Raw genomic sequence first — 12,593 nt, forward strand, 5'->3', positions numbered from 1 at the left:
GCGATGGCACACGACATTCAATTTGCCGACGGCGCAGCGCCGTTCTCGCAAACGCAACAGTTCCACGACATCAAGAATGCCGCGCACGAGCATCTGCTCACGCGGATCGAGGAGCTGGGTGCCGAATTCGGCCGTTGGTCGCGACAGGCGATCAATCAGTTCGTCGATCTCGAAATCGACAGCTTCGTGCGGCTGCGGCGCATTCCGCTCAACGAGAGCGAGGTGCGCGCGGTGGCCGAGGCGCTGACGAAGGAGCTCGCCGGCTTCGGGCCGATCGAAGACCTGTTGGCCGACCCGCACGTCGAGGACATCCTGATCAACGGCTACAACGACATCTACGTGTCGCGCCACGGGATCCTGTCGAAGCTGCCGATCCGCTTTACCGACAACGCGCATCTGCTGCGGATCGTGCGACGGATTCTCGCACCGGTCGGCCGGCGGCTCGACGAATCGAACCCGATGGTCGATGCGCGGCTGCCCGACGGCGGGCGGGTCAACGTCGTGATCGAACCGCTGTCGATCGACGGGCCGGTCGTATCGATCCGGAAATTTCGCAAGGACCCGTTGAAGCCCGAGGACCTGCTGGGCAACGGCACCTACAACGAGGAAATCGGCCGGCTGCTCGAAGCCGCGGTCGATGCGCGCTGCAACGTCCTCGTGTCGGGCGGCACCAGTTCGGGCAAGACGTCGCTGCTGAACGCGCTGGCGTTTCACATCCCGATGGCCGAACGCGTCGTGACGATCGAGGATACGGCCGAACTGTCGTTGAATCACCCTCACGTCGTGCGGCTCGAGAGCCGTCCCGGCGGGTTCGACGGCAGCGGCGTGGTGACGATTCGCGACCTGCTGCGAAATACGCTGCGGATGCGGCCGGACCGGATCATCGTCGGCGAAGTGCGCGGCGGCGAAGTGCTCGAAATGCTGCAGGCGATGAATACCGGCCACGACGGATCGATGGGTACCGTGCACGCCAGCTCGCCGCGCGAATGCCTGTACCGGCTCGAGATGCTGGCCGGCTTCGCCGGTTTTCAGGGCACCGAAGCAAGCCTGCGGCGGCAGATCGCCAACGCGATCGACTTCATCGTGCAGATCGGCCGGCTGTCCAACGGCCGCCGCCGCATCCTGTCGATCACCGAAGTCACCGGCATGTCGGACAACGTCGTATCGACGCAGGAGCTGTATCGCTACGAGGCGCGCGTCACGCCGGAGGGCGAAGAGATCGATCATTGGGAGTCGCTCGGCATTCATCCGCATTCGCCGAAGCTGGCACGTTTCCGCAGCACGCTGGTGTCCGCGGGCGGCGGCGGGTTCGGTGGCAACTTCGGGCGAGGCGGAGGCTTCAATGTCTAGCGCCACCTTGCTCGCGCTGATGTTCGCGCTGATCTGCGCGGCGGCCGGATTGCTGCTGTGGCGCGGAAGTCAGGTGCGTGAAGGGCGTGCGCATACGCAGCGGTTCTTCGACAGCCGCGTGGGACAGGGCGCGCGTTCCGCTCCCCCGACTGGCGATACGCGCCCCGCACGCGCCCCGGCGGCCGGTACGGCGAACGCGCAAGCAGTCGAACAAGGGCTCGCGCGCTGGCGCGCGTCGGTGCTCGACGCGTGGACCGTGCTGTCCGACCGCGCGGGCCTCGATGAAGTGCGCACCGGGCTCGTGATGGTGCTTGCCGTCATCGTGCTGCTCGCGTTGTGGGCCGGCATGGCCGGCGGCGCGCTCGCCGCGGCGGCGGCGGCCGTGGCGGGCAGTGTGCTCGTCGTTCTGTGGGTCACGTCGCGCATCAGCCGGCGCCGCCTGAAGATCGTCCGTCAGTTGCCGTCGTTTCTCGACGGGATCGTGCGGCTCGTGACGCTCGGGAACAGCGTGCCGGCGGCGTTCCAGTCGGCGCTGCAGACGGCCGAGATGCCGCTGCGCCGCTGCCTCGACGACGTGTCGCAGATGCTGCGCTCCGGCGTCGAGATCGACCGCGCGATGCTGCACATCGCGCACACCTATCGTATCCGCGAATTCGAACTGGTCGGGGCGGTGCTGCGTCTGTCGGTCCGCTACGGCGGACGGGCGGACGTGATGCTCGACCGGATGTCGACCTTCATGCGCGATCTCGAGCAGGCGGAACGCGAACTGTCGGCGATGTCGGCCGAGACCCGGCTGTCGGCGTGGGTGCTGGCGCTGTTGCCGATCGCGGTCGGCAGCTTCGTCATCGCGACGAGCCCGCGCTACTTCACGGCGATGTGGAGCGACGATAACGGACGTCAGCTGATTTACCTGGCGTTCGCGCTGCAGGCGATCGGCGGTCTCTGGCTGTTCCGGCTCGCGCGGCTGAGGTGAATCGATGGATGCAAACCGTTTAGGCGCGCTGGCGCTGGTGCTCGGATCGATCGGCGTGCTGCTGCTTGCCGCGCTCGCGATCGTCCGCGTCGTGCTCGTACAGCGTGCCGAGCGCGCGCTGGCGCATGCGCTCGACCGCCGGGCCGCTGCGGTCGAAGCGGCTGCCGCGCGCGCCGGCTCGGCCGAAGCGGCACGCGAGGCGGCGACACCGCCCGCGCCGCGTGTCCGTTTCGCGGGGCTGCGCGAACGTTTCGAAGACGTCGGGATGCGGTGGCTCGATACCGGCTTCAGCAGATATCTGATCGCCGACGAAGATCGCCAACTGCTCGAACAGTGCGGTTTCGTCGACGTGCGTGCCAGAGCGCTGTTCGTCGGCGCTCGCATCGTCTGCGCGATCCTGCTGCCGGCGCTCGCGGTGCTGGTACTGATCGGCCGCGGGCAACAGGCGCGCTGGCCGCTGTGGATATCCGTCGCGCTCGTGACCGGCTACATGCTGCCGAAGATCTATGTGCGCCGGCGCGCCACCGCGCGCCGGCAGAGCATCGCGGCCGAACTGCCGCTGCTCGTCGACATGTTGCGGCTGCTGCAGGGCGTCGGCCTGTCGCTCGACCAGAGCATCCAGGTCGTTACGCACGATTTTCAGACGATGCTGCCGGTGCTGTCGTGGGAACTCGGCGTCGCGCAGCGGCAGTTCGCGGCCGGGCGCACGCGCGAGCAATCGCTGCAACGCCTGACGAACAGTTTCGACAACGAGGATTTGCGCGCGATCGTGCGCTTGCTGATTCAGGTCGACAAGCATGGCGGCGCGGTGCAAGAGCCGCTGAAACAATTCGGTGACCGTCTGCGCGAAGGGCGTCGCGCGACGCTGCGCGAACAGATCGGTCGCCTGACGGTGAAGATGACCGGCGTGATGATCGTCACGCTGTTGCCGGCACTGTTGATCGTGACCGCGGGGCCGGGGATCATGACCGTGCTGTCCGCGCTCGCTGCGATTCAGCATTGATGCGGCATGAGGGGAAGGAGCGACACGAGATGAATCGATTGGGTTGGGTTCGCACGCTCGCAGGCGCGACGGCGTGCGCGTTGCTTGCCAGCGGGTGCGCGATGTTCAAGGAGTCCGGATACGGAATCGGAGCGCAGGCCGAACGCGGCGCACTGATGCAGGCCGCCGCCGACAAGAATGCGCCGCCCGATACGCCGGGCATGTATCTGGGCCTGATCGAGCGGATGCAGGGGCAGGGGCTGTATTTTGCGTCGCTCGCGCACATCGATCAGTACGAGAAGCAATATGGTGCATCGCCGGACACGATCCTGCTGCGTGCCGACGCGTTGCGCGCGACCGGCCAGTACGACGCCGGCGTGGCCGCTTATACCAAGTTGCTGACGACGCCGCTCGCTGCGCGCGGCTATCGCGGGCTGGGGCTGACCGCCGGCGCCCGCGGCGATTTCGCGCTGGCCGCGCAGCAGCTCGAACAGGCGACGGCACTTGCGCCGACCGATGCGGCGACGTTGTCCGACCTCGCGTATTCGAAGATGCGTGAAGGCGATCTGGCGGGGGCGCGCGTGCCGCTGCTGAAGGCGGCCGAACTCGAGCAGAAGAACCCGAAGATCCTCAGCAACTTCGTGCTGTATCTGCTCGCGACCGGCCATGCGAAAGATGCGCGGCGGCTGATGGATCAGCAGAAGCTGTCGCCCGCGGTGCGCGGCCAGATTCGTGACGACGAGACGAAGGTTGCGGCGGCGATGCGCGCGAAGCAGCGCGCCATCGCCTATGCGCCGGCCAGCGTGTCCGTGCCGTCGGTGGCGAGCAGCGACAATTTCGATCTTGCCGTGCCGCTGCTGCAGCGTTTCGCGCGATAACGACGATATTCACGGAGGCCATCATGTTTCACCTTTCCTCAATCCGCGTGCGGGCCGTGGGCATCGCGTTCGCGTGCTCGCTGGGCGCGGGCGTCGCGCATGCGCAAAGCGACACGCCGGCGTCTGAAATCGGTCACGCGACCAGCGCGCTGCTCGACCTGCAGCGCTCGAATCGGGCGGCCGCTACGCCGCAACCGATCGACGGCACGGCCGGGACGTATGCGTATCAGCGCTATATCGACTCGTTCAAGACGCCGATTCCGCAGTGGTTCGGCACGATGTCGGCGTCGGGCGGCGGCAGCGGCGGCAGCGGCAGCGGCAGCGGCGGGCTGTCCGGCGGCGATCTCGCGCGCTGACGGAGCAAAACGGTGACTACCCGGCACAGTGGCGGCACGATCCGCCGCGCGTCACGACAGCGCGGCGCGTTCTCGGTGATGGCGATCATCGCGATGCTGATCGCCGTCACCACGCTTGGCGCCATTGGCGTCGGTAATCTCTTTTACCAGCGTCGAGACGTGCAGCGAATTGCCGACATGGCTGCGCTCGCGGCCGTGCAGCGGATGGACGATGCCTGTTCGCAGCCGACTGCCACCGCGACCAGCAATGCGCAGTCGAACGGGCTCAATGCGTCGAACGGCGACACGATCAGCATCGAATGCGGCCGCTGGGATACGTCTGCCAATCCGGCACCCAGCTACTACGCCGCCGCGACATCCGGGACCACGCAGTTGAACGCCGCCAAGGTGGTCGTCACGCGCCAGGTGCCGTTCTTCTTCGTCGGACCGCCGCAGACGGTGTCCGCGGTATCGACCGCGCGTTCGACGAACATCGATACGTTCTCGGTGGGCGCGACCCTTGCCGCGCTCGGCGGGGTTGGCTGCTCGGGCGGATCGGCGCCGACGTCCGGCAATCCGGGGCTCGTCAACGGGCTGATCGGCGCGCTGCTCGGCGCCAACCTGAACCTGAACATCGCGTCGTATCAAGCGCTTGCGTGCACCAACGTGACGGTCGGCGACCTCGTCGTGGCGGCGGGCGTCGGCACGGTCGATCAACTGCTCGCGCTGAAGCTCACGCTGCCGCAACTGATCCAGTTGATGGTGAAGGCGGCCTCGCAGACGTCCGTCGTGAACGCAAGCCTGCAGGCGAGCGTGGCCGCGCTGCAGGCGATCGTGAACGCCAACGTCCCGGGGACGTCGATCGGTCTCGGCGGCGCGGGCGGGTTGCTGAACGTCGCGCTCGCGGATACGCAGGCGGCCCTCAACGCGCAGGTCGATCTGCTCGACCTGCTGATGGTCGGCGCGGAGATCGCGGCAACGGGCAAGCCGGCGGTCACGGTCAATGTGCCGTCGGTGAATCTTGGCGGGCTGACGGGAACGCAGTTGCAGGTGCAGATCATCAGCCCGCCGTCGATCGGCGTTGGCGAGGGCGGGATCGATCCGGCGACGGGAACGTGGCGCACGAAGGCGTCGACGGCGGCAGTGGGCGTGTATCTGAATGTCTATCTTGGTACGGCGCAGTTGCCGTTGGTCGGGCCGTTGCTGGGCGCGCTGAACGTGGGCGTCGATGTCAATCTGCCGATTTACCTGCAAGCCGGCACCGGTACCGCGTGGCTGAACTCGACGCAATGTGCTGCCACACAGGCAGCGAGCACTGTCGTTATTACCGCACAGCCGGGCGTTGCCAATCTGTGTATCGGCCAGCCACCGCTTGATTCGTCGGGCAAGATCAGTTTGTCGTCGGCATACAGCTGCACGTCACCCGCGCAGGTGATCAACGCGACTGTCCTTGGCCTTGCCGGACTAAAAGTGTCAATGTCCAACGTATCGGTCCAGGTGCAGGGGGCGGCGCAACAGCACACGTTCAATGGCGTGCCCGGAATCGACGCCAACTACTGGACCGTCAATTCGAACGCGCTCGGCTCGTCGCTCAGTTCAGCGCTCGCGCAACTCGCGGCTGCGAAGATCACCGCTACGCTCAGTTTGCTCGGCGCCGATCTGCTGTCGATCCCCTCGACTTTCGTGTCGACTTTGCTAGGTTTCTTGACCAGTCTGCTCGGCCCGCTCCTGTCGAGCCTTGACGCAGTCCTCGTGCCGCTGCTGAATCTGCTCGGCGTCCAGGTCGGCGCGGCGACGGTCCATCAGATCTCGCTCAGTTGCGGGGTCGCCCAAACGGTTTACTGAAGAAGCAGATCAGATGAGAAATACGCCCGCAATCGAAGAGCTCGACCTGTACGTCTGGGAAGGCAAGGCGGACATCGTCGACCGCGTCGCCCGATGCATGGCGAGCTTCGACGTCGAAGTGATCCGCGCCGACAACGCGGCGGTCTCGCCCGAGCGCGCCGCGATGCGGCGGTCGCTGGCGATCATCAGCGTGACGATGATCGAAGGCGGCGCGGCATTCCTGCGCGACTGGCAGGCCAACATCGGCATGCCGGTGGTCTGGGTCGGCGCGGCGCGCGACCACGACGCATCGCAGTACCCGCCCGAGTATTCGCACATCCTGCCGCTCGATTTCACGTGCGCGGAATTGCGCGGCATGATCGGCAAGCTCGTCACGCAGCTGCGTGCGCACGCGGCCGAAACGTTGCAGCCATCCGAACTCGTCGCGCACTCCGAATCGATGCAGGCGCTGCTGCACGAAGTCGATACGTTCGCCGACTGCGACACCAACGTGCTGCTGCACGGCGAAACCGGCGTCGGCAAGGAGCGCATCGCGCAACTGCTGCACGAAAAGCATTCGCGCTATCGGCACGGCGAATTCGTGCCGGTCAACTGCGGCGCGATTCCGGACGGCCTGTTCGAATCGCTGTTCTTCGGCCATGCGAAAGGATCGTTCACCGGCGCGGTTGTTGCGCATAAAGGTTATTTCGAGCAGGCGGCCGGCGGCACGCTGTTCCTCGACGAAGTCGGCGATCTGCCGCTGTATCAGCAGGTCAAGCTGCTGCGGGTGCTCGAGGACGGCGCGGTGCTGCGGGTCGGCGCGACGGCGCCGGTGAAGGTCGATTTCCGTCTGGTCGCGGCGAGCAACAAGAAGCTGCCGCAGCTCGTCAAGGAAGGGTTGTTCCGCGCCGATCTCTACTACCGGCTCGCGGTGATCGAGCTGAGCATCCCGTCGCTGGAGGAGCGCGGCGCGGTGGACAAGATCGCGCTGTTCAAGTCGTTCGTCGCCCAGGTGGTCGGCGAGGAGCGGCTCGCCGAGTTGTCCGATCTGCCGTACTGGCTCACGGATTCGGTCGCGGACAGCTATTTCCCCGGCAACGTGCGCGAATTGCGCAACCTCGCCGAGCGCGTCGGCGTGACGGTGCGGCAGACGGGCGGCTGGGATGCCGCGCGACTGCAGCGGCTGATCGCGCACGCACGCAGCGCGGCCCAGCCGGTGCCGGCGGAGAGTGCGGCCGAGGTGTTCGTCGATCGCAGCAAGTGGGACATGAACGAGCGCAGCCGCGTGATCGCGGCGCTCGACGCAAACGGTTGGCGGCGTCAGGACACGGCCCAGCAGCTCGGCATCAGCCGCAAGGTATTGTGGGAAAAAATGCGCAAATATCAGATCTTCGACGAAGAGCCCGAGACCCGCGAAAGCGAGTAATTAATGAGATAAAATCGCGGTGAATTACAACGACTCGGGCGGGAATAAAATTTCATGAGCCATATGACGGGGTTGAGGCGGGTAGGCGTGTTGCTCGCCATGATGGGAGGCATGCAAGGCGCGTTCGCGCAGGGGCTGGCAGGCAGCGATTCGCCGGCGGTGCAGCAGGCGTCGGCGCCGGTGGCTGCGATTCCGGTGATCGATTCGCAGGCGCAGACGTCGATACAGCCGCAGGCCGGCGAGACGACGGGGCCGAGCACGGTCGACGATTTGCAACGCCAGATCCAGGCGCATTCGCTGACGGAAATGCGCACGAGCTACAACGGCAGCTACGGCGCCAGCCTGCTGTTCAACGTCAAGGACGGTGCGTATTTCGTCGCGCTGTTCCAGCAGAAGGCGTTCTGGCGCGTGATCAAGACTTACGACGAAACGCGCGCGGAAGCGATCTATCGCGATTTCTCGCATCAGGCGGAGCGGCTGGCCGTCAACGAACTGCGAGCGGCGAAGCTGGAATCGCAGAAGGCGCAAATGGACAAGCAGATCGAAGTCACGCAGGAGCGCGCGCGGCGGCTGCAGGCGGACATCTCGATCGCGCGCCAGCAGCAGGCTGCGGTGGCGGATCGCCAGAAGAGCGTGCGGAGCGAAACGGCGGCGCTGCAAGCGCAACAGGCGCAGCTGCAGTCGCAATTGCGGGCGTTGCAGCAGCAGGTGCGTTCGCTGCAGCGCGAGGCCGACGCGGGGCTGCCGACGACGGCCCGCTGAACCCGGTGACGGCGGTGCGGCCACGCGCCGCATCGGCCGTACCAGTGAAAAGGGCAAGCCGGTTGGCTTGCCCTTTTTGTTTTTACTGGCCGTCCGGCACGATTCGCCGGCGGCGCGTCACGATGACCGGCCCGTTGCCGCCGCGGGAATCCGACGGCGCGGCGTTGCCGGATGCATCGCCGGTGTCGCGCGGCGCGCCGTAGCTTTCACGCGGCTCGCGAGGTTCACGCGGTGCGCCGTAGCCTTCGCGCGGTTCGCGCGAACCGTAGCCTTCACGCGGCTCGCGGGCGCCGTAGCCGCCGTCGCCGCGCGATTCGCGCGGGCCGCCGTGCGAGCCGTACGGGCTGTGACCGCCGCCTTCACGGCCGCCGGGGCGACCGCCAGTGCGCGGGCCGCGGGGGCCGCCGCCGGGGCGCGAGCCGCCGGTGTCGAGCTGGATCGTGGAAATCGCACGCTTGTAGATGCCTTGCAGACCCACGGGGGTGCGCAGCATCACCAGATACTGGTCGAACGACTCGATACACCCCGTCAGACGAATGCCGTTGACGAGATAGATTTCAACACGCTTACGTTCCTTGCGCGCCGAATTGATGAAGTCGTTTTGCGGATGGGATTCTGCGGGATTGGCCATTGAGGTGCGGCAGGAGCCTGCGTCAGAGAATATGTTGTGCGTGTGTGTGGCGTGTTCGTCCACAAGGCGTTTGGCGGAATTCTACCTTGTTCGATAGGGAAGCGCGCAGTCGTGATTGTGTCGAACCGTAACCCACTATAGACGTTCCCGCGCATTTTCGCGATCAGGCCGAACGGCCAAAGTCGTTTCGTTACGTCGCGTTACGACTCTCGCAGCCCCGTATCACCTCGGTGCATGCGTCGCGCTTACATTGATCGCGCGAGCCGGGCGGGCCGGCTCATCAGGGATCCGGAGCATGAACAAGAGGCAAGTGGCAGGGATGATCGGGAGCATGGCGTTGCTCGTTTCCGGTAGTGCAATGGCAGGGCATGTGGATCTGTCGGTCGGCATCGGCGTGCCGGTCGCGCCGGTCTATGTCGAACCGGCGCCGGTCTATGTGGCGCCGCAGCCCGCCGTCGTCGCCTATCCGGGCTACGGATACGGCTATGACGGCGATGACGACGACGATCGCTATCGCAAGTGGCGCAAGCACTATTACAAGCACTGGCATCGGCACCACGGCGACGACGATGACGATTGAGCCCCGTGGCGGCCCCGTCGGCGCGCGTCAGAACGCGTAGTCGGGGTTTTTCGGGTCGAATGCGGTGTCGTCGAGGGGTGTCGGCGCGATTTTCTCGATGACGATCCGCTCGAAAATCCTGCCGTCGTTGTCATAGGACTCGACGGTCCGGAAATAGGGAGCGTGCAGGTCGAGCCCCAGTACTTCCTTTTTCGCATAGAACTGCGGCCGGCCGGTCGGCGTTTCGTACGTGAGCGCGACGACGCGCACGCCGCCGATCGTCCTGGCTTGCACGTCGGTCGGTCGCTGCACGCCGGCTTCCAGATATTTCTTCCCTTCGGTCAGGTACAGGTTCGCGATGAACTCGGTGCCGAGATCCTTCACCTGGTGATTCGACTGGGCGCGCGCGAGCGCGCCGTCGATCGCCGTCCATAACGGAATCTTGCCGAGCAGGCCGCCGAGATGGCCGTACATCTCGTCCTTGCGCTGCGTCGTGTCGTAGATCGTCTCCTGTCCGGCATGCGCGCTGCCCGGCAACCATTTCGCATACACGCGCAGCGGCTCGCGGGTCGTCTTCACGAGCATGCGGTCGGGCGTGTCGGACCATTTCCCGTTGATGCGCTCCTGGCGCACCATCGTGAACTGGTAAGACGGATAGCCGTTGGGGCCGTTACGGATATAGAGCGGCACGGCCAGCGGATCGAGCGCCTTGAAGAGCGCCGTGAGCGTTGCATCGTCGAGTTGCGCGAGCGTGCCGCGCTGGGCCGCCGTGCGCAGCCAGCGCGCCTGCTGCGCGAGCGGCTCGTGCGTGACCTTCGCGAGATCCGCGGGGAGCGCGGCGGCCGGTGCCGCGCTCGCGGCGTCGGCCTGTTCCTGTGCATGCAAGCCCGCCTGCGCGAGCGACAGCACGCATGCGACGGCTGCCGCGGCGGCATGCCGCGCGCGGCGCTTCATTCCTTCGTTCATCGATAGCGTCTCCCGCAGCGATGGATCGTTCAGCCTTGCTTCGCGGCCTGGATTTTGGCGAGTTCCTCGTCGCGCAGCGCGCGGCGCAGGATCTTGCCGACGTTCGTCTGCGGCAGTGCGTCGCGGAACTCGACGAATTTCGGCATCTTGTAGCCAGTCAGGTTCTTGCGGCAGTGCGCGAGTACGTCCTCGGCCGTCAACGACGGGTCGCGACGCACGACGAACACCTTGATCCGCTCGCCCTGTACTTCGTCCGGAATGCCGATGGCCGCGGCTTCGCTGATGCCGGGATGCATCACGAGCACTTCCTCGATCTCGTTCGGATACACGTTGAAGCCCGACACGAGGATCATGTCCTTCTTGCGATCGATGAGGCGGATGAAGCCGCGTTCGTCCATCACGCCGATGTCGCCGGTGGCGAGCCAGCCGTCGGCGTCGATCACCTTGGCCGTCTCGTCGGGGCGCTGCCAGTAGCCGCGCATCACCTGCGGGCCGCGCACGCACAGCTCGCCCGGCTCGCCGATCGCGGCCCAGGTGCCGTCCTCGCGACGAAAGCGCACGACGGTCGATGGCGCGGGCAGGCCGATCGAACCGCTGAACGCGGCCATGTCGTTCAGGTCCACGGGATTCATCGTGACGATCGGCGAACACTCCGTGAGACCGTAGCCTTCGACCACCGGCCGGCCCGTCACCTGCTGGAAGCGCTCGGCGACCGCGCGCTGCATCGCCATCCCGCCCGCCATCGCGAGCTTGAGCTTCGAGAAGTCGCGTTGGCGGAATTCGTCGTTGTCGAGGAACGCGTTGTACAGCGTGTTGATGCCGGTGATCCCCGTGAACGTCTCGTGGCGGATGATCTTCATCACCATCTTCATGTCGCGCGGATTCGCGATCAGGATGTTGCGGCCGCCGAGCCCCATGAAGATGAACGCGTTCACCGTCAGCGAATAGATGTGATAGAGCGGCAGCGGCGTGAGCACGGTTTCGACGTCGCCCGACACCTGGTCGGCGATCCAGGCCTTCGCCTGCAGCAGGTTCGCGATCAGGTTGCCGTGCGTGAGCATCGCGCCTTTCGCGACGCCGGTCGTGCCGCCCGTGTACTGCAGGAACGCGAGATCGTCGCGCGTGGTCTGCACCGGTTGCGGCTTGCCGCGCGCGCCGAGCGCGAGGGCGGAGCGCAGCCGGACCGCCTGCGGCAGGTGATAGGCCGGCACGAGCTTCTTCACGTGCTTCAGCACGAAATTGATCAGGCGTCCTTTCGCGTTGAAGCCGTCGGCGAGCAGATCGCCGAGCGCGGTGACGACGATGTGTTTCACCTGCGTTTCCGGCAGCGCGTCCTGCAGCGTGCGCGCGAAGTTCTCGAACACGACGATCGTCTGCGCGCCGCTGTCCTTCAGCTGGTGCGCGAGTTCGCGCACGGTGTAGAGCGGATTCACGTTGACGACGATCGCGCCGGCCTTCAGCGTGCCGAACAGCGCGACCGGATACTGGAACGTGTTCGGCAGCATGATCGCGACGCGGTCGCCGGGCTTCACGCCGAGGCTTTGCAGATACGACGCGAACGCGTCGACTTTCCGCGCGAGCGTGCGGTAGGTCATCGACGCGCCGGCGCTCACGTAGGCGACGCGGTCGGCGAAGCGGGTCGTGCATTCGTCGAAGAACTGCACGAGCGACGCGTATTGCGTGACGTCGATCTCGTGCGGGACGCCGGGCGGGTACGACGCGTACCAGATGGCATCGGTGTTCGGCGGAATCTGAGCCGAGGTGGGTGCTGCGGAAGATGACATGACGTGTCTCCGGTCTTGGCGCTCGGCGAGGGTCGGCGCGCCAGCGCCAGCCCATGCCCCGTGCTTCGCGGCCGGTCGACGCGGGCGCCTCGACGCCGCGCACGACCGCGCGTATCAATCAAA

The 12,593-nt window shown here is 66.1% G+C and carries 12 protein-coding genes; 9 read left to right on the forward strand and 3 right to left on the reverse strand.

Features of this window, described 5'->3' with window-relative positions; all coding sequences use genetic code 11:
- Positions 1 to 3: 3 nt before the first annotated feature.
- Genes WS95_RS24005 through WS95_RS24040 form a run of 8 tightly spaced genes read left to right on the forward strand, consistent with a single transcriptional unit; the run spans position 4 to position 8,530 of the window.
- Complete coding sequence (locus tag WS95_RS24005; protein WP_034207137.1) at positions 4 to 1,350, forward strand: CpaF family protein; 1,347 nt, start codon at positions 4 to 6, stop codon at positions 1,348 to 1,350.
- On the forward strand, positions 1,343 to 2,323 hold the full coding sequence (locus WS95_RS24010; protein WP_034207138.1) for a type II secretion system F family protein: 981 nt from the start codon (positions 1,343 to 1,345) through the stop codon (positions 2,321 to 2,323). Before WS95_RS24005 ends, WS95_RS24010 begins: the two co-directional genes overlap by 8 nt.
- 4 nt (positions 2,324 to 2,327) lie before the next feature.
- Positions 2,328 to 3,326, forward strand: coding sequence for a type II secretion system F family protein (locus WS95_RS24015; protein ID WP_059826540.1), 999 nt, complete (start codon positions 2,328 to 2,330; stop codon positions 3,324 to 3,326).
- Between the two features lie 29 nt (positions 3,327 to 3,355).
- Positions 3,356 to 4,183, forward strand: coding sequence for a hypothetical protein (locus tag WS95_RS24020; RefSeq protein WP_059826542.1), 828 nt, complete (start codon positions 3,356 to 3,358; stop codon positions 4,181 to 4,183).
- Between the two features lie 23 nt (positions 4,184 to 4,206).
- Positions 4,207 to 4,539 (forward strand): DUF3613 domain-containing protein, encoded by a 333-nt coding sequence (locus WS95_RS24025; RefSeq protein ID WP_059826544.1) that lies wholly within the window; start codon positions 4,207 to 4,209, stop codon positions 4,537 to 4,539.
- A gap of 12 nt (positions 4,540 to 4,551) precedes the next feature.
- Complete coding sequence (locus WS95_RS24030; protein ID WP_059826546.1) at positions 4,552 to 6,363, forward strand: TadG family pilus assembly protein; 1,812 nt, start codon at positions 4,552 to 4,554, stop codon at positions 6,361 to 6,363.
- A 13-nt stretch (positions 6,364 to 6,376) separates the two neighbouring features.
- Positions 6,377 to 7,768, forward strand: a complete 1,392-nt coding sequence (locus WS95_RS24035) for a sigma 54-interacting transcriptional regulator (protein ID WP_034207143.1) — start codon at positions 6,377 to 6,379, stop codon at positions 7,766 to 7,768.
- 54 nt (positions 7,769 to 7,822) lie between these two features.
- On the forward strand, positions 7,823 to 8,530 hold the full coding sequence (locus WS95_RS24040; RefSeq protein WP_034207144.1) for a DUF2968 domain-containing protein: 708 nt from the start codon (positions 7,823 to 7,825) through the stop codon (positions 8,528 to 8,530).
- Between the two features lie 82 nt (positions 8,531 to 8,612).
- On the opposite strand, the gene hfq is transcribed toward WS95_RS24040, so the two are convergent.
- Positions 8,613 to 9,161, reverse strand: a complete 549-nt coding sequence (gene hfq / locus WS95_RS24045; RefSeq protein ID WP_059785501.1) for an RNA chaperone Hfq — start codon at positions 9,159 to 9,161, stop codon at positions 8,613 to 8,615.
- A 295-nt stretch (positions 9,162 to 9,456) separates the two neighbouring features.
- On the opposite strand from hfq, the gene WS95_RS24050 reads away from it, so the two are divergent.
- The gene (locus WS95_RS24050) at positions 9,457 to 9,741 is read left to right on the forward strand and encodes a PXPV repeat protein (protein WP_034207146.1); all 285 of its coding nucleotides are present in this window, start codon (positions 9,457 to 9,459) and stop codon (positions 9,739 to 9,741) included.
- Positions 9,742 to 9,768: 27 nt separating this feature from the next.
- Here the strand turns inward: WS95_RS24050 and WS95_RS24055 are convergent, their stop codons facing one another.
- Positions 9,769 to 10,686, reverse strand: a complete 918-nt coding sequence (locus WS95_RS24055; RefSeq protein WP_059826548.1) for a DUF1571 domain-containing protein — start codon at positions 10,684 to 10,686, stop codon at positions 9,769 to 9,771.
- Between the two features lie 29 nt (positions 10,687 to 10,715).
- A complete protein-coding gene (locus WS95_RS24060; protein ID WP_034207148.1) occupies positions 10,716 to 12,470 on the reverse strand; it encodes an AMP-binding protein in 1,755 nt (584 codons plus the stop codon).
- Positions 12,471 to 12,593: the final 123 nt, after the last annotated feature.

Source organism: Burkholderia sp. MSMB1826, assembly GCF_001526325.1.
GTDB lineage: Bacteria > Pseudomonadota > Gammaproteobacteria > Burkholderiales > Burkholderiaceae > Burkholderia.